Raw genomic sequence first — 18,256 nt, forward strand, 5'->3', positions numbered from 1 at the left:
TTCATTCAAGGAGGGAATGACCCGCTTCCTATGACGCCACGCTTCGCCAGCTGTTGAACAAACCCGCCTGAGATCAGACTGCCGCAGCTCCGGCCTTGGGTCGAGTGGTTCGATTCAGAGCATGCGACTGCCCTTTTGGGCTCACAATTGTGCCGACTTCCTTTGCAGAAGGAACTTCCGAACTGCGGATGAGGACCTCTGCTGGAATGTTGAACTTGGTGATGAGCTTTCGAATCATCGCCAGCGTTAGCGGGCGCTGCTTGTTCATGACTTCGGAAATACGTCCACTGCTGCCGATCACGTCCCCCAGGTCTTTTCGTGTTAGGCCACGTTGCTCAAGGGCGAACTGAATCGCGGCAATAGGGTCGGGCGGCCCAATGTCATGGTGCTTTGCCTCGTAGTCGTCAACCAGGATCGAAAGAACCTCCAATCTTTCGAACTCGGGACTCCCCTCGTCTGCATCCAGGCAGAGATTAATCTCTTGAAGGGCGCTCTCGTAGTCGGCCTCGGTGCGAATGGGTTGGATGGGGCGGATTGTGGCGGTCATAGCGTGGAAGCGTCAATCTTGTCGTAGTCGGCATGGGTGCCGATGAACCGGATGTAAATCGCCTTCAGGCGATATTCAACTTTGACGATCAGCCGATACTTGTTGCCGCTGATGTTGAACACAACCCGGTTGTTGGCCAGAAAGCTTACCGACGAGAACATCGCCTTGATCTCGGCAGGTTCGCTCCAGCTGGCCGCCTTGGCAACGGCATGCCATGCCTTGAGGGGTTGTTCGGCATCGCCATGGCCTGATTCCCAGAACTGCACGAGCGTCCGCTTGGCGATGATGCGCACGTCGCAAGGCAGTGTCCTCCCATTATGGGAGCAGCGGTCTGGTTCGTCCAGGTCTTGGGTCGTCTCGCAGCGCCGGTCGTGCGGCTGGGGCCTCTATGCAGAGGCTGAATGGTTCAAACCGCTTGGCAGGCCAGCGATCTCGCTTAGCCTGCTTCTGCCGCATGGCCCCGCAACTTGCTTCCCTCCGTTGTTGCCAGCGAACTGGAGCAGGTGGCCTGCGATGCGATTCGCACCGCCTTTCACCCCACCACGCCGGGCTTCGCGGGGCTGATCGATCGCTTTCTCGCCGATCGCGAGCGGTTGCTGAAGGGGCCCTACGTGTCGGTGGCACTGCCCTTCCACCAGGGCTCTGGGCGCGACTGGTTCCCCCAGATCCCGTTGCCGTTCCCCCCCTACCGGCACCAGGAGAAGGCCTTCGATCGGCTGTTGCCTGGCACGCCTCGCAACACCCTGGTGGCCACCGGCACCGGTTCGGGCAAAACCGAATGCTTCCTGCTGCCGCTTCTGGAACACTGCCGCCTGCAGCACGCACAGGGGCAGAGGGGCATCAAGGCGATCCTGATCTACCCGATGAATGCCCTGGCCACCGACCAGGCGCGCCGCATCGCCGATCTGATCCACACCATTCCCGCCCTGGCAGGCCTGCGGGCCGGCCTCTACATCGGCGCCTCCGACGACGCCCCCACGGCGGCCATGAGCGCCACCAGCGTGATCACCGACAAGGACGCCCTGCACAAGGCTCCGCCCGACATCCTGCTCACCAACTACAAGCAGCTCGACTATCTGCTGCTGCAGCCCCATGTGCAGAGCCTGTGGGAGCACAACGGCCAGCTGCCGGATGGAACCAGCGTTCTGCGCTATCTGGTGGTGGATGAGTTCCACACCTTCGATGGGGCCCAGGGCACCGATCTCGCCTGCCTGATCCGCCGTCTGCGCGATCGTCTCCACTGCCCGGGCGATGAGCTGGTGTGCGTCGGCACCTCCGCCACCCTGGGTGGCCCCGAATCGCGGGGCGCGATGCGCGACTACGCCGGGCAGATCTTCGCCAGCCGCTTCGATCCGGAGTCGTTGATCGAGGAAGAACGGCTCAGCCCTGAAGAGTTCTTCACCGTCCATACCGCCTTTGGCGAGGAGGGCTTGTTCGCCCTGCCGCTGCCAGGCCTCGATCAGCTGGAGGCCCTGGACCCTGAGCACGCCACCAGCGCCGAGGCGTACATCCAGAAGCAGGCGGAGCTCTGGTTAGGCGACACCCTGCCGCCACCGCTTGGCGATGACGTGGCAGATCAGGGTTGGCGCCTTGATCTGGGTCTGCGGCTCGGCACCCTGCCGGCGGTTCACAACCTGGTGCGCCAGGCCGCCACCACCTGCTCCATCGACGAGTTGCTGGAGCGTTTCTCCCGGCAGCTTGGCCTAGGGGATCGCTATCCCCTGCGTTACAGGGTGCTGCTGCTTGAAAGCCTGCTGGCCCTGCTTGCCCATGCCCGCCGCACCACCGACAAGCTCGACGGCACGCCCGTCGTGGTGCCTTGGCTCAACTTGCGGGTGCAGCTCTGGCTGCGGGAGCTCAAGCGCATGGTGGCTTCGGTGGAGGCCGAGCCCCAGCTGGTTCACTCCGACGACCTGGCCGGCAAGGAGAGCGGTGCCCATCTGCCGGTGGTGCACTGCCGGGATTGCGGTGCCACCGCCTGGACCTCCACCCTGCTGAACCAAGGCAGCCATCGCCTCGATCGTGCCGGCAACCTGCGGGCGTTCTACAAGGCCTATTTCTCCGGTCAACCGGAGGTTCGCTACCTCTTCCCTCAGCGACCCTTCCAGCCTGCCGCCGCTTCTTCCCAAGAGGCCTCCCTCGAAGGGTCCAGCCTCAAGGTGCTCTGTACCGACTGCCTCTCGATCCACGCGCCGAAAGACCTCAAGGAGGTGTGCCCCAACTGCCAGAGCCGCGAGCTGCTGCTGGTCGATATGCCCGAGTGCGGCTATCTCGATCAGCACAACCATCCCCGCATCAGCCGCGACTGCCCCTACTGCAACGCCCAGCAGGGCCTTCTGCTGGTGGGAACATCGGCCGCCAGCCTCACCAGCACCTGGAGCGCCGCGCTGTTTGCCTCCGCCTTCAACGGCGACAAGAAGCTGCTGGCCTTTTCCGATTCGGTGCAGGATGCCGCCCATCGCGCCGGCTTCATCGCTGCTCGCGCCTATCGCACCTCCTTCCGCACGGCTCTCACCGGCACCCTGCAGGACACCGGACCTCTGTTCCTTGATCAACTGCAAGACCAGCTGATCAGTCATTGGCAGCAGAAACTGCCGAATCCGGTGGATTTCGCCGCCACCTTCCTGCCGGCTGAACTGGAGTGGCTGAGGGAATGGGATGACCTCCAGCACCAGGACAACCCGGCCCTCGGCCCCGACAGCTTCCTGGTGCGCACCGTCTGTGAGCGCATGCGCTGGGAGGTGGCTGCCGAATTCGGCTACCGCTCCCGCCTCGGCTCCTCCGTGGAGCAGGCCGGCTCTCTGACCGCTGGTGTGGATCCGGCCCGCATCCAGAACCTGTTGCCACCCCTGCTCACCCGCCTGCAGAACGAGGTGGAACCGCTGCGTAACGTCCGCATCCCCCAGCTGCAGCAGCTGGTGGTGGGGCTGCTGCATCACCTGCGCCAGCGCGGCGCCATCGCCGTGCCCGAGCTGGTGGGGCTTGATGGCAAAGGATCTGAGTACCTCAGCAGCGGAGCGGAGAACACCTTCAAGTTCAACCAGATCCTGCATACCCCAAGGTTCGGTGGCTCCTCCACCCGGCCGATCTTTCTCACCAGCTACAGGGGCAAGGGCCGCTTCCAGCAGCTGGTGCGCGAGAAGGGCCGACCCACCTGGAGCCAGCACTGGTTGGCGCGCACGCTGGAGACCAGCCAACCCCTCGACGCTGAGCAGCAGAAAGAGGCGCTCCAGTCCATCGTTGGCGCCCTCGCAGAAGCCGGCCTGCTGCAGGAGTTCTCCGGCTCCAGGGGTGAGCACATCTGGGCGATTCCGCGCCAGGTTCTGCTGGTCGCCGCCCAACCCCAGCGGGTCCGCTGCGAGTGCTGTGGCGATGGGGAAAGCGTGTTCGCCGAGCAGCTGCCCGTGTGGGAGGGCATGCCCTGCCTGGTGCGCCAATGCCCAGGCCACTACCGCCGCGATCCCCGCGCTGGCCTGCCGCTTTACCGCCGCCTCTACGAGCGCGGAGAAGTGCATCGGATCGTGGCCCGCGAGCACACCGGTCTGCTGGAGCGCCCCGACCGCGAGCGGCTGGAAACCCAGTTCATCCGAGGCAAGTACCGCAGCGATCCCAACCTGCTCTCGGCCACCTCCACCCTGGAGATGGGCATCAACATCGGCGATCTTTCCACCGTGCTGCTGGCCTCGGTGCCTCCCGAGCCCGCCAACTACCTGCAGAGGATCGGCCGCGCCGGCCGCCGCGATGGCAATGCCATGGTCGGCACTGTCGTCACTGGCACCGCCCACGACCTTTACTTCTTCTCCGACCCCCGCGAGATGCTGCAGGGGCAGGTGAGTCCCCCCGGCTGCTATCTCGACGCTGCCGCGATCCTCAAACGCCAGCTGCTGGCCTACACGATCGATCGCTGGGTGCAGAGCGGCATCGCGGCGGATGCCTTGCCCCGCAAGCTCAAGCCCGTGCTCGATGCCGTGGAGCGGGCTGGCAAGGAGGCCACCATCCCAGACGCCTTCCCTTACAGCTGGCTGCGCTGGTGCAGCACCGAACAGACCGCCTTGCTCGATCGCTTCCTGGCGCTTTTCGATGAACAGCTGCAGGAGCCAAGCCGCCAGGAGTTGCGCGCCTACTTCCTCAGCTCCCCCGATGCCGGCCAGGCCGCTGCCTTCGCTGCGCCCTACGCCAGGGGCATGATCGGGCGGATCGAGGAGCTGATCGCCGAGCGCAAGCGCCTCCGCAGCGAGGCCACCAAACTGCGCGAGCGGTTCAACAAGCTCGCCGCCATTCCGGAGCAATCCCTGCTGGAGCAGCAGCGGGAAGACAAGGACGCCATCCGGCGAGAACAGATCGCCTACAACCAGCTTCGCAAGGACCTCGATGGCCGTCCACTGCTGGCCATGCTCACCGACGAGGGCTTCCTGCCCAACTACGCCTTCCCTGAAGCGGGCGTGACGCTGAAGTCAGTGCTCTGGCGCCGCTTGCCCGCTCGCGGCGGTGGCCCCAGGCGCACCGAGGAGCTGCCGACCCTCAGCTACGAGCGGCCGGCCAACGTCGCGATCCGCGAATTGGTCCCCGACGGCCAGTTCTATGCCCAGGGCAGGCGGGTGAAGGTGGATCAGATCGATCCCAATCTCAACAAGCCGGAGCACTGGCGGTTCTGCCCCTCCTGTTCCTTCGCCTGCCGCGAAACCGACGACGACTACAACCGCAAGGAGTGCCCTCGCTGCGGCCACAGCGGCTACGCCGATCATGGTCAGGTCAAGGAGATGGCTCGTCTACGTCAGGTGCAGGCCACCACGGAAGATGCCCGCAGCCGCTTCGGGGACGACACCGACGAGCGGAATCCGCTCTTCTTCCACCGCGAACTGCTGATCCTTCCCGACCTGTCCCGCCGCGAGATCTCCCTGGCCGTGGACGACGAAGACTTTCCCTTTGGCGCCGAGTACCTGGCCAGCACCACCTTCCGCGAGATCAACTTCGGGGAGCTCACGCCCATCGGGGCGACGCACAACATCGCCGGCAAACCCCTTCGGGTCAGGGGGTTCGAGCTCTGCCGCAGCTGCGGCAAGGTGCAACACGGTCCCGCCAAGGCCTCGAACCACACCTGGGCCTGCACCTCCCGCGACAAGCCCGACAGCGCTCAGCTCCGCAATCTCCTGTTCATGTACCGGGAGTTCAGCTCCGAGGCGGTGCGTTTCCTCTTGCCCGGTGCCAGCTTCTGGGATGAGGAGGGCCAGCCCTCCTTCGTGGGCGCGTTGCACCTGGGCCTGCGCCATCGTTTCGGCGGCAAGGTGGACCACCTGCGCTCTGCCCTTGGCGAAGAACCCCAGCCCGGCAGCCAGCAGCGCAAAACCTTCCTCTACCTCTTTGATTCAGTTCCCGGCGGCACCGGCTACGTGCGCCAGTTGATGGAGCAGGGCGGCAAGGATCTGCGCGAGGTGTTCCAGAGCTCGCTCGCGGCCCTGCAGTCCTGCCCCTGCAGCGACGGCTGCTACCGCTGCATCTTCATGTACCGCCAGCGCTTTGATCGCGAACGCACCAGCAAGCGCCGCGCTATCGAGCAGCTGCAGGCGATCCTGCGTCGCTGGGATGACCTGCAGGCCACCGATCGCAGCCTTTCAGAGATCACGATCAACAGTCGGGCTGAAAGCGAACTCGAGCTCCGCTTCCTCGAGGCTCTGCGCACCGGTAAGGGTGCCCCGGATGGCGTGCCGGTGGTGCTCAAGAAGGACGTGATCCATGGCCGTATCGGCTATCTCCTCAAGATCGGTAGCGGGCCGGCGGCCACCACCTGGAAGTTGGAGCAGCAGGTGCCCCTGGGCGAAGGCGAGGGAGTGGCGGAGTTCTCCCGCGCCGACTTCCTGCTCACCCCCACCGCAGGCGGTAAGCCGATCGCCATCTACACCGATGGCTGGGAGTTCCACCGTGGCCGCCTCGCCGATGACGCCCGTCAGCGCATGGACCTTCAACGCAGGGGCGGGTACCTGTTCTGGTCGCTTAGTTGGTCCGACGTGGTCGAAAAACTACCCAGCGCCCAGACCCCCCTGGAGCCCAATGGCTTGGCGGTCGGGGTGGTGCCGGCCTTCGCCACCAGTCCTGAGAAGTTCACCGAACGGTGGTGGCCAGAGGCGCTGCTCCAGGCCCTTCCGCAGCCCCCGCTGCTGATGCCCCGCGAGGCTCAGGGCGCCAACAGCCTGCAGCTGCTGATGGCCTACTTGGCCAACCCATCGGAGAGCCTGTGGCAGGGGCTGGCACAGCTGTTCTGCCTGTCCCAGGGCAGCGCTACGGCGCTCGATGGAACCGAGATCAAGGCGGCCATCGCCGATCAGGCGTTGGAGGATCACGTGGACGAGTGGCAGGGCCCAGAGCCCGGTCGTCGGCTGGGCCAGGTTCTGGCCATTGCCCCTGGCCTGAGTGCACTCAACTTGCTGGAGCAGGCGCGCCATGGCAGCCGGCATCCTGCCGCCAGCTTTCGCTCCATCCACTACGACCCGGAACTCGCCAGCTCAGACCAGCAGCAGCAGAGCGGCTGGCAGGAATGGCTGCGTCAGGGCAACCTCTTCCAGTTCCTGCCCCATTTCCTCCTGTCCACCCCAGGCTGGTCAGGGGCGGAACAAACCGCCGCCGTGGATCCCCCCACCGTGTGGGTGGCTGGACTGGCGGGAGCCAACGGCAGGGGAGCAGCCACAGCCAGCAACCCCGAGATTCAGCGCCAATGGGATCAGGCTCTCGACCTGGCCGAACCTGCATCAAGGCCCGTTCTCGAGAAACTGCGGGATCTGCTCCTGCAAGAGAAGATCCCCTTCCCGGATCTCGGCTACGAGCTGGAGGGAGCGAGGGGAGACGTTGCTGGGCCGATGGCCGATCTGGCCTGGCCTCAACAGCGCCTGGCCTTGGTGCTGGAGTCAGGCGACCAACCAGCTTTTGTGGCCGCTGGCTGGCAATGCTGGCTGGCGGAGGACCCACCCGATGCGACGGCCAGCGCCTTGATCGAACGCCTTCAGCCCTGCCCCGTCCCCCTCCCCCGATGAGCGAACCCCGCATCACCGTTGCCCTCTCCACTGGCTTCCTCAAGGCTCTCAACCAGTTGCCGGAGAAGGCTCGCGGCAAGGTGGCGGCGTTCGTCTCCAAGTTCCGCGACAATCCGCGCAGCCCTGGCCTCAACTACGAGCGCATCGAGGGCGGCAAGGATCCGCTGATCCGCTCGATCCGGGTCGATCAGGACATCCGCTGCATCTTGCGGGCGCCCGAGCAGGGAGACACCTTCGTGCTGCTCTGGATCGATAAGCACGATGACGCCTACAACTGGGCGCGGCGCAAGACCTGCCATGTGAACCGCGTGTCTGGCGCTTTGCAGATCGTCGATGTCGAGGCGGCCGAGACCGCCGTGGGGGATGCGAGCGCAACGGCCGGCACCAAAGGGATCACCGCAGCCCCCAGCAACGTCACCCTCCCGGAGCGTCAACCCACAGCAGAGGCGGTTTCCCTGTTTGCCCACTGCGGGGATGACCAGCTCATGCTGCTCGGCGTTCCCGAGGCACTGCTGCCGGCCGTTCGTGCTGTCCAGAGCGAGGAGGCCCTGGCGCGGCTGATCGAATGGGTGCCGCAGGATTGCGTCGATGGTCTGATCCTGCTGGCTGAGGGAAAGCCCATCGAGGCGGTGATCGAGGAGCTGGAGCGCCAGCGGCCCGCTCACATCGATCCCGAGGATGTGGCCACGGCGTTGGCCACACCCGAAAGCCAGGCGGAGTTTCTCGTCATCACCGACGACGACGAGCTGGAGGCCATGCTCTCGGCGCCGCTGGAGCAGTGGCGGGTGTTCCTGCATCCCAGTCAGCGACGACTGGTGAATCGCGACTGGAACGGCCCGGTGAGGGTTCTGGGCGGCGCCGGCACAGGCAAGACGGTCGTAGCCATGCACCGCGCCCGCTGGCTGGCCAACCGGTTACTCGCCTCCGGTGCCCCGGGCCAGGTGCTGTTCACCACGTTCACCCGCAACCTCGCCACCGACATCCGCAGCAACCTCGCCAAGATCTGCAGCCCTGAAGAACTCCGGCGCATCGAAGTCATCCACCTCGATGGCTGGGTGATGACCTTCCTCAAAAATCAGGGTCTCCAGGTACGGGTCTTCAACGAAGAAGCGCGTGATGCCTGCTGGAGCCTCGCCATGGATGTGGCCGACCCCGCCCTGGGCCTGGAGGAGCGCTTCTACCGGGAGGAGTGGAAAGACGTGGTGCTGGCCAATGGCTGCCGCTCCCGTGACGACTACCTGGCAGCCCGGAGGATCGGACGCGGCACCCGCTTGAGCAAGCAGCAGCGGGCCCTGATCTGGCCGGTGTTCGATGCCCTGCGGGCTGAGTTCCGCCAGCGCGGGCTCTGGGAACCGGAAGAGGCCAAGACCGCAGCGGCGGATCTGCTGCGCAATGCCGGCCAGGGGGGGCGCTACGTGGCGGTGGTGGTGGATGAGGCCCAGGACCTCGATGTCGCCTCGTTCTCGCTGATCCGGGTTCTGGCCGGCGAGCCCCATCCCAACGACCTGTTCATCGTGGGCGATCCCCATCAGCGCATCTACGGCAAGCCGATCGTGCTCGGACGTTGCGGCATTGATGTGCGAGGCCGCTCCCGCAAGCTGCGGATCAACTACCGCACCACCGAAGAGACCCGCGCCTGGGCCACTGCTGTCTTGGAGGGGGTCGACTTTGACGACCTTGATGGGGGCAACGACTCCACCAGCGATTACCGCTCGCTGCTCCACGGCGAGAAGCCGGTGCTACGAGGTTTCGACGACCCGGCTGACGAACAGCGCTTCCTGCAGGACGCCCTCAGCCAGCTTCGCCAAGGCGATGGCAACCTTGCCTCCACCTGCGTCACCCTGCGCACCAAGAAGGCCCGCGACCGGGTCGCCCAGGGCCTGGAGAAGGCCGGGTTCCTCGTTCGTCTGATTGAGGCCAATGAGGCTGATGACCCCAGCGATCCGGCCCTGCGCTTGGCCACCATGCATCGCGTCAAAGGGCTGGAGTTTGACCAGGTCTTCATCCCCGAGCTCACGGCCGAACAGATGCCCTACCGGGTGGAGCTGAACCGTCGGCCGGATCAGGTCTCACGTGAGCTGTTCGAACAGCAGGAGCGATCGCTTCTGCATGTCGCTGCCACCCGAGCCAAGAAGAGGGTGGTTGTGACCTACAGCGGCAAGCCATCGTCTTTCCTGTCGCCAGGCGGATAAGACAGGGGACTGCCGATGCCAGCCACGAGGATTACGCCAGCCAGGTCGAATGTTGCGGCGACTTCGATCCGGAGCGTTTTGACCGCAAGGCGGTGAACACTGCCCTGTGGTGGTGGGCCAAGGCCCGCGGCCGGCATCGCAAGCTCCGCCCAGGCCTCAGTGATCGCTGATCAGCCGGTAGGCACTTCAGATCAGGCACAGCGTCTGGCGTGCCACCCAGTGTCCGGTTCGCGCTCGACCAGCTGCTCCAGCAGGGACACCGCTTCCTCCCAGAAGGAGATCGCCATGGCCGGCAGTGGAGTCCTATCTGGTTCAGGACTCAGAAGCTGCACCGGGTGCTGATGGCTCCAAGGATGGCCGCTGCCGCCTCTCCTCATACCCAGCAGCCCACACCGCCGGGGCGATACCGGCCGGCACCAACTGCCGGTAGGCCTCGCTGGCCAGGATTTCCTTTACCGCTTCCCCAAGCAGCTCATTGGAGCGGCTGCCGGGCAGACGGTGGCTCAGGGTCTGGTGAATCCGCAGCAGATACCAGGCACTGCCATCGAGGCCGGCATTGAAGCGTTCCCAGTTGTGGGGATCGCGGCGGGCATAGCAGCGTCCCGTGGAGTGGTGTAACTCAGGAGGAGCAGCCCCGGCGAAGCCGGGGCTGACGGCTCGCCTCCCTCAGTTCTCTGTTATGGCAATGGGTGGGTCGGTCTGTGACCCTGTTCGGAGCACGACCACCAAACCGAACACAGACCATGACCCTTTCCCATAGTGGCGCCTCCGAGCTGAGACAGCTCATGGAGGGCACCACCGCTGGCGCGTTGATCCCGGAGATCGTGCGTCGGGGCTTTCAGGACCTGCTGGAGGCCGAGGTTTCCGCGCTCACCGGAGCCCAACTCCACGAGCGTTGCCCCGATCAGCGCTCTACGCACCGCAACGGCTACCGCAGGCGACTGCTCACCACCCAGGTGGGCGACCTGACCCTGGCCATCCCAAAGCTGAGGCAGGGCAGCTTCTTGCCCGACTGGCTGGAGCCCCGACGGCGGATCGACAAGGCCCTCTACGCCGTGGTGATGGAGGCCTACACCGGCGGCATCTCCACCCGCAAAGTCGACGCCCTGGTGGAGGCTCTGGGCGGCGACAGCGGCATCTCCAAATCGGAGGTGAGTCGCATCTGCCAGGGCCTTGATGAGCAGGTCAAAGCCTTTCTGGGCCGGCCACTGGAGCATGCCAGCTTCCCCTACATCTACCTCGACGCGACCTACCTTCACGGCCGTCTGGGCCGCAACCTGCAGGTGGTCTCCCGGGCGGTGGTGGTGGCGATCGGGATCAATGCCCTCGGCTACCGCGAGGTACTGGGAATCGCCGTGGGCGACAGCGAGGCCGAGGGCTTCTGGCGCCAGTTCCTGGGCTCACTCAAAGAGCGTGGCCTGACTGGCACGCGGCTGGTGATTTCGGATGCCCACCTGGGGCTGACAGCCGCGATCAAGCGCATGTTCCAGGGCAGCAGCTGGCAGCGGTGCCGAGTGCACTTCCTGCGCAACCTCCTGAGTCATGTCCCAAAGGTTGGCCAGGACAAGGAGTTCCACTTGCCATTTGGCGGCACACTTGATCCCGAGAATCGCTGGGTTCAACTGGAGGGGCTGATCCCATGGGGTGAGCTGGAAGAAACCTATGCCCCTCAATTTAGCGCCACAATTGGCGCTCCAGCCAAATCAGTGAGAATGGCCTTTGGTGCTCTCTACATCAAACAGAAGTTGGGGCTCACCGACGAAGAGACAGTCCATCAGATCAGAGAGAACGCCTATATTCAGTTCTTTCTCGGCTTTGCGGGCTACACAGCCAAGGCACCGTTTGATGCCTCGATGATGGTGCACTTTCGCAAGCGTTTTTCTGACGAGGATCTGCGCCGTATCAACGAGCTGGTGGTGCAGCGCGGCAAAGAGATCCTTCTAGAAGCACTTGCTCAGGCAGCAGACGATGACGACCATGATGATCGTGATTCCAGTGGAGGAGGCGCTCAGCTAGAACTTGATGCGTTGATCAAGCCTGCTGACTGGCCAGAAGGAAGGAATTGGGGCACTCTCACGATTGATGCCAGTTGCACTCCAGCCGACATCACCTATCCCAGAGACCTCAAGCTCCTCAACGAGGCTCGCACAACGACCGAGCGAGTCATTGATGATCTGTGCAGTCAGTCATCGGGATTCAGGAGACATCGACCTCGCTACGACCGTGGCCTTGCTCGTGCTCATTTCCTGAGAGTGGCGAAGCAAAAACGACCACGTCGCCGCAAAGTGAAGGCTGCCATTAAACATCAGCTTGGCTATGTGCGGCAGAATCTCAAGGCCATTGATGCTCTGATCGCCTGCGGGGCAAGGCTTTCCGAGCTTAAGAGGCATTGGTGGCAGAAGTTGTTGGCCTGCAGCGAGTTGGAGCGGCAACAGGGCCTTCTGCTCGCCTCTCAGACCAACAGCATTCCAGACCGCCTAGTGAATCTTGTGCAGACCCATATCCGCCCAATGGTGCGAGGCAAAGCACGTGCTGCGGTGGAGTTTGGAGCCAAAATCAGTGTTTCGGTTCAAAACGGCTTTCCGTTCTTGCACCGCATAAGCTGGAACCCCTACAACGAAGGAGAAGACCTGATCGCTCAGGCGGAAAAATACAAGTTGGATGCAGGATCTTACCCAGAGCGCATCTGCGCCGACCGGATTTATATCACGGCCAAGAATAGGCATTTCTGCACGAGGAACGGTATTCGCCTCTCCGGCAAGCGATTGGGTCGCCCGCCCAAGGATCCTGATGTCACCACTGCACACAAGCACCAGCTCCGATCTGATCAAGCTCGACGCAATGAAGTGGAAGGCGTCTTTGGCTCTGGAAAGCGCAAGTATTCCCTGGATCTGATCATGGCTCGTCTACCAGCTGGTGCCGAATCCTCCATCTCGATGGCCTTTGTCGTGATGTGCGCGGAAAAGGTCTTGAGGCTGCTGCGCCTCTTTTTTGTCCTTCTTTATGGGTGGATCTACAGCTTTTTGATGGCCTGGTCAGCGATCAGAGCGCCTGAGGGCATCTGCAAGCCAGGCTTTTGAGATCTGGCCGACTTGATGTCATCGCGCTTGCCAGCCTGATTAACGCGAAGCAATCGGACGAATCCGGCGCCGATGGGCCGAGAATCTTTTTCAGGAGTCCCTACCTGCTCAACTCTGACCCGACCACGGTGGGAGTGGCCGGGGGGTACCTGGTTCAGGACCAGGATGGTCAGGATGTGGGCTTCAGCCCTGGGGCGTATGGGTTCGGGTTCGGCGGAGCCAGCCTGAAGGCCGGAAAGCACAGCATGTTGTATCGCTATGAGCAGCCGCTGGTTGATGATCCCGCCATCCGCGAAAACCTGAACCCAGACACCCGCCTCCCTGCACTTCAGGGCTGGGAGACGCTGATTGCCGACGATTGGCGCCCTCGCGATCCGATCACGGGCGAATGGAGCCCCAGTCTCAGCAACACCGCCCAGATCCGCCTCGGGTTCCTTCCCACGGACAATGGCGAAGTGGGGAGCGTGATTCTGGAGAATGGCGGTTCTGGCTACATGGGCTCACGTGGCGGCAACCACACGGTGGATTTTGAGATCCGTGGCAATGATGCCATCACCGGCAATCCCCTCAATCCAGAGGATGTGGCAATCGTACGACTGGGATTTGCCAACGGATCCCTGACCTCGGCCGAGCTGCTCAACAATGGCAGCGGATATCAGTACCTCGGCCAGGTGATGGAGTCGGGCTCCAGTTTTGGGGCCACCGTTCCTTTCACTGAGCAGCAGGATGCCGTGGTGCCGCTCAATCTCTCCTTGATGGAGAGCTGGTATGAACAGCCTGCTTCCAATTACCGCGATAGCTATCTGATCACCGATACCAAGGCCCGTGCTTCGTTGCGGCGGGGCCAGAGCAATGAACTTCAGCTGGAGGTGAAGATCGTCGGCCGGGATCGCCAGAGCCGCCGTCAGCTCAGCCGGATGGCACGGCCGGATCAATGGTCCACCGGCTACAGCGGCGAAGGCCCCGAGCGTGCCTACCGCACCGCTCAGACAGGCAGCATCCGCATCAAGGATCAGCAAGGGCGTTTGCTCGGGCGAGGCCAGCTGGAGAGTGGTGTTGCTCAGATCGGTCTCCAGAACTTGCCCGCTGACGGTGAGCTGGAGATCCTGTTTGGCGGCGACAGCAGCTCCAGTTATCTGGTGAATTACCGCGCCTCCAGCAGCTGGATCAGCCTCTGATCTGACGTCATCGGCAGCTCAGGCGCGGCGGTGGATCCCGTCCTGGGATCCATCAGGCTCCGCTTGAGGCGGTCGATCCTCTTCCTGCCGGTCGATGCAGGTGGAGCACAGTACCCGTCCTTTCTGCTGGAGGTAGAGGCGGAGCGAGCGTTCGATCTGAACGCCACAGCCCGAACAGCAAAAGAGTGGGCTCATCGGCGGCCGGCTTCATCTCCACAACTAGCCGAGCTGGGATGGCTGACGCCGACATCCTTTCGACAACGCACACACAGAGGCACCGATGCCCCAGGCGCTGGAGCCGAACTCGGGGCCACGTTATCACGCTAGTGTTGTGTTGCATTGACCTCGTTGTCATGGTTGCCATGCCGTTCACCGCCACCCCCGGGCGCGCCCTCCAGTCCTTGACGCTGCTGCTGGCCCCGGAAGGAGCCCTCAGCGGGGATGGCCAGCTGAGGGAGCTGTTCCTGGAGCGCCGCACACGCCAGGACGGCCCCACCGACCTCTGGTATCTGCCCTGCTCCGCCGTGCGCGAGCTGTCTCTGAACGACGGCAGCGCCGAAGCCGTCGCGGCCCTCGATCCCGCTGTGATCACCTGGCTGCAGCTCCGTTTCGGCGGCGACTGCCAGAGGGTGGAGCTGCCGAGCGGTGGCCTGGAGCCGTGGGCCTCGGATCTGCCTCCGGTCGCTCCCCTGGCGCCGATGAGGGCCATGGAGAACGCCTGAATCGGCTGGATGTCCCGCTGCTCAGGGGGCTGGCGCAGCGAGAGCGCGGCCCACTGAGCGGGCGATCGTGCGACGCGCCGCAGGCCCGCCGATGCCGATCCGCTCCAGGCTTCCCTGGAGCAGGTCGGCGAACTCCGCCACCAGCTCCGTGGCCTCCATGCCGATGGCGGCCACATCCGGCAGCAGCGGCCTGAGGATCGCCAACGTGATCGGCAGGGCCTGGGTGCACCAGTCGAGGGCGAGATCACCCGCGGGGCTCAGCCGCCGTTCGCCGTAGTTCAGGTGCTCGTCCTCGTCGGCCATCACCCGGCGGGTGATCGGTGCCGCGTAGGGGTCGGCCACCGGCAGGTAGCCGCGGTAGGCGGCCAGGGCGAAGCTTTCCACCACCAGGCACTGGATCACCAGCGGTCCCACCCGGTCTGCCGAGCGACGGGCGTCCAGGAAGAGGGCATGCAGGGGGGCGAAGAGGTCGCGGGCCAGGGCCAGGTCAGGTTTGATGCCCAGGTTGATCCCACACCCCACAAAGTCGCGGGCATGGCCGCTTTCCATGGCAGCCAGGCGATCGAGCTCCTGGCGGTCTTCGGGAAAGATCTCGGCCAGTTGCCGGAAATGGCGATAGGCGAGACCTTCGCCCACGATCACCATTCCATTGATGCGCGCGTAGGCGGCGCGGTAGGCGGGGCTGTCGTACATGGGGATCTCGTGGGTTGGGGAGTGCTGCCGACTCAGGTGGGGCAGAGGGGACGATTCATGGCGGAGTGGGCTGCGAGCCAGCGATCCGACTCCGGCATCGAGAGGCAGTCGTCGAACCAGGGGCCGCCGAGGGTGTAATGCAGAACCTTCGGCTGGGGTGGGATCGCCTGGACACCCACGAGCACGTTCCACTCGGGCGGAATCGTGCCGATGGTGTCGTCATCCAGCCAGCGGAACTGGTGCAGTTCCAGGCCGGAGGCAGTGTTGACCCGCTCGGGAGTGAGCTGGCGGCAGCTGCCGCAGTTGAACAGCACTACCGACGACCAGTTCTTGCGCTCGTAGGGGGTCTGGGGCATGCCCTGGAATTTGAGGCCCTCCTCGCATTCATGGCGGTGCTTCACCACCTGCACCGCATAACGCTCATCGCGATGGGCCCAGAGCTCGGCGATGTCCCCGAGGCAGAGCATGTCGGCATCGATGAACAGGGCCCAGCCCTGGTAGCCGGCCAGGAAGGGCACCAGGAAGCGGCTGAAGGAGAAATCGGTGCTCTGCTTCGGATCCCGGGGTCGGGTGTAAACACCCGCCAGCTGGTCGAGCCGCACCTGGGCGATCAGCACCGGCACGCTGGCGTGGGCCTGAATCGAATCGGTAAGCACGTTGACGGCCACCTCCTCCCGGGGGTCGTAGCCGATGAAGATGCGTGGCGCCTCAGCGCCGATGAGGGGTGAAGCCATGGGGAATGGGATCAAGGACGGCCCCGATCACGCCGCCCCCGAGGGAACCATGGGCTGGGCGAACTGGCGCAGCAACAGCCCGGCGAAGCGCAGCTTGAGGCCCAGCTGTTTCAGGACACCCAGCGGGCCCTTGGTGCTGGAATCCTTGATCTGCTGGTAGCAGTCCACGAGCCGGTCGCGAAGCTCGAGGTAGTTGCTGCCCTCCAGGTCGAACACCCGGGGGAAGGCACGACGGGCGGTGCGGTTGGTCTGACGCATCACCTCGGCATCGAACCGGTTTGCGTCGATTCCGAGGAGCCCATAGACTCATCACGCTCACAGACCGTGAGGCTGTGGGTGAGGAACACCGACCAGAGGAAGAAACGGCTGAGCAACCGACCGCGAAGGCCGTCCTTGATCTGGGGCCAGCAGCGGATCAGCATGTTGAAGATGTCCCCGTGGCGGTTCTCGTCCTGGCACCAGGGCTCGAAGAAGTCGAACAGGGGAGCGAAGTTGCTGTCGGGATGGGCCTTGAGGTGCCGGTCGATGAGGATGTAGCGCCAGTAGCCGATCTTTTCGGACAGAAACACCGAATAGAGCACCCAGCTGAGCGGAAACCAGGTGATCGGCCGGTTGGTGCTCAACTTGGGCAGATCCAGCTGGATGCCCTCGGCCACCAGGGCGCGGTTGAGGAAGCCCGCATGGCGGGCCTCATCGCGGGCCATCAGCTGGAACAGGCGGCCCAGGTCGTTGCGGCCGGCCTGGAACAGGCGCCGGGATAGTTCCTTGAACAGCAGGAAGCCCGAGAACTCCGACACGCACGAGCGCACCAGGTAGCTCTCGTAGGCACCCTTCTCCTCGAGGCTGAGGTCCCGCAGCCGACCCAGTGGCACGCGTCGATCGAAGTGATCGCGGTTGTAGTCGGCCTCCATCTGGGCCAGCATCGCCTCGAAGGCCGGACGCTGGTTGTCCAGATCGGTGCGGGCTGCCTTCTCGATTTCGGTGGTGTAGAAGCGCGGCGTCAGCAGGTCTTCGCGCAGGTGGGGGGCGGAGGTGGTCATCGCTGGGGGGTGGCAAGGGTGCCGCCGCTGCAGGCCGATCTGGCGCAGCAGGATCAAGCCGGTGAGCCGCTGCTCAGGCGCCCGACACGCCCCGAGAGCGGCAGCCATCGATCAACGGCATAACGACATCGTGATACTACTGGATGAGTCGCCGTTGCGCCAGCAGGCGGCGTCGTCGAGTTCGTTCTGCGGCTCCCGGGTTTTCGAGGTCAACGGGCAGTGCAGGCCAATCCCTGGCAAGAATCTGATTCAGATCGGGTCTGCACATCGTCCTCTGTGTTGAAGTTGCAAAAGCCGATGAGGGCATTGAGGATCGAATCTATTCAGGGCCTCCTGAGAAAGTAAGAACCAGCCCCCGGGGCAAAAAGTGGGGAAGCTTGGCTGAATTCTGAGTGTTGCTCAGGCTGCAGCCGGTTGATTGCTCAGGAGCCGCTCCTCGCCTCTTCGGATGGATTCAGTGCCGATCAGTAGCTGAAACAAGAAGGTAAAAAGAACCAAAAGAAGCCCCAGCAGCTTCTCGAGGTTCATTACCAGTACAGCCAATGCAATGGCTGATCCTTGGGTGGCAGCGAGCTTCTCACAAATCAAACCCAATCCAAATCGCCGCTTCCCCTGTCCGATTTTGCCTTCTACCGCGTTACGTTGACGCTGATCATCAAGAAACTGTCTCTTCTCTTCTGCCACAAGCTCAGGATCGCTCTTGGGCCGACCAAGGCGAGGTCCACTCAGGCGAATCCCATGACGCTGACAGAAAGCACGGTTCGCTCGAGTCCGATAGATCTGATCGGCACAGATCACTTCTGGATCATGACCATGACGACGGCGATAGGCTCTTGCCTGAGCCTTTAGGTCTTCTCCTTTGTTGTAAGGGTCGTAGCTCAGGCGATCCAGGTAGGTAAACCCATCACCGGTGACTGAAATGGAGATCTTGGCTCCGAATTCGACATTGCATCTGGCCTTGCCACGAACAATTGGCCGGATGTGAGCTTGGAAGAGACTCACGATCCGATCTGGGATGCTTCTGCTGTCTGAGTGGTAGAGAATC

At 63.7% G+C, this 18,256-nt stretch carries 8 protein-coding genes and 4 pseudogenes; 6 read left to right on the forward strand and 6 right to left on the reverse strand.

Annotated elements, in window-relative coordinates; all coding sequences use genetic code 11:
* Nucleotides 1-73: 73 nt before the first annotated feature.
* Nucleotides 74-547, reverse strand: a complete 474-nt coding sequence (locus VB777_RS13985; protein ID WP_323249694.1) for a helix-turn-helix domain-containing protein — start codon at nt 545-547, stop codon at nt 74-76.
* Complete coding sequence (locus tag VB777_RS13990; protein WP_323249696.1) at nt 544-840, reverse strand: type II toxin-antitoxin system HigB family toxin; 297 nt, start codon at nt 838-840, stop codon at nt 544-546. Before VB777_RS13990 ends, VB777_RS13985 begins: the two co-directional genes overlap by 4 nt.
* 174 nt (nt 841-1,014) lie before the next feature.
* On the opposite strand from VB777_RS13990, the gene VB777_RS13995 reads away from it, so the two are divergent.
* The 6 genes and pseudogenes from VB777_RS13995 to VB777_RS14020 all read left to right on the forward strand — a co-directional run bounded on the left by VB777_RS13995 (nt 1,015) and on the right by VB777_RS14020 (nt 14,744).
* Nucleotides 1,015-7,572 carry a DEAD/DEAH box helicase gene (locus tag VB777_RS13995; protein WP_323249697.1) on the forward strand — a complete coding sequence of 2,186 codons (6,558 nt, stop codon included), beginning with the start codon at nt 1,015-1,017 and terminating at the stop codon, nt 7,570-7,572.
* Complete coding sequence (locus VB777_RS14000) at nt 7,569-9,764, forward strand: UvrD-helicase domain-containing protein (RefSeq protein WP_323249699.1); 2,196 nt, start codon at nt 7,569-7,571, stop codon at nt 9,762-9,764. The genes VB777_RS13995 and VB777_RS14000 overlap by 4 nt, the downstream gene beginning before the upstream one ends.
* A 785-nt stretch (nt 9,765-10,549) precedes the next feature.
* Nucleotides 10,550-11,326, forward strand: a pseudogene (locus VB777_RS14005) (IS256 family transposase); the annotation flags it as partial.
* A gap of 12 nt (nt 11,327-11,338) precedes the next feature.
* Nucleotides 11,339-12,844 (forward strand): annotated as a pseudogene (locus VB777_RS14010) (IS5 family transposase); the annotation flags it as partial.
* A 245-nt stretch (nt 12,845-13,089) separates the two neighbouring features.
* Entirely contained in the window at nt 13,090-14,022 is a 933-nt protein-coding gene (locus VB777_RS14015; RefSeq protein ID WP_323249701.1) for a hypothetical protein, read from the forward strand.
* 362 nt (nt 14,023-14,384) lie between these two features.
* Nucleotides 14,385-14,744, forward strand: a complete 360-nt coding sequence (locus VB777_RS14020) for a hypothetical protein (protein ID WP_197158765.1) — start codon at nt 14,385-14,387, stop codon at nt 14,742-14,744.
* A gap of 21 nt (nt 14,745-14,765) precedes the next feature.
* Here the strand turns inward: VB777_RS14020 and VB777_RS14025 are convergent, their stop codons facing one another.
* The 4 genes and pseudogenes from VB777_RS14025 to VB777_RS14040 all read right to left on the reverse strand — a co-directional run.
* A complete protein-coding gene (locus tag VB777_RS14025) occupies nt 14,766-15,437 on the reverse strand; it encodes a long-chain fatty aldehyde decarbonylase (protein ID WP_197158766.1) in 672 nt (223 codons plus the stop codon).
* A 32-nt stretch (nt 15,438-15,469) separates the two neighbouring features.
* Entirely contained in the window at nt 15,470-16,171 is a 702-nt protein-coding gene (locus VB777_RS14030) for a glycosyltransferase (protein WP_322758348.1), read from the reverse strand.
* A 27-nt stretch (nt 16,172-16,198) separates the two neighbouring features.
* Nucleotides 16,199-17,211 (reverse strand): annotated as a pseudogene (acsF, locus tag VB777_RS14035) (magnesium-protoporphyrin IX monomethyl ester (oxidative) cyclase).
* Nucleotides 17,212-17,699: 488 nt separating this feature from the next.
* Nucleotides 17,700-18,256 (reverse strand): annotated as a pseudogene (locus VB777_RS14040) (transposase); the annotation flags it as partial.

This window comes from Synechococcus sp. CCY9202, assembly GCF_034931685.1.
Lineage (GTDB): Bacteria > Cyanobacteriota > Cyanobacteriia > PCC-6307 > Cyanobiaceae > CBW1002.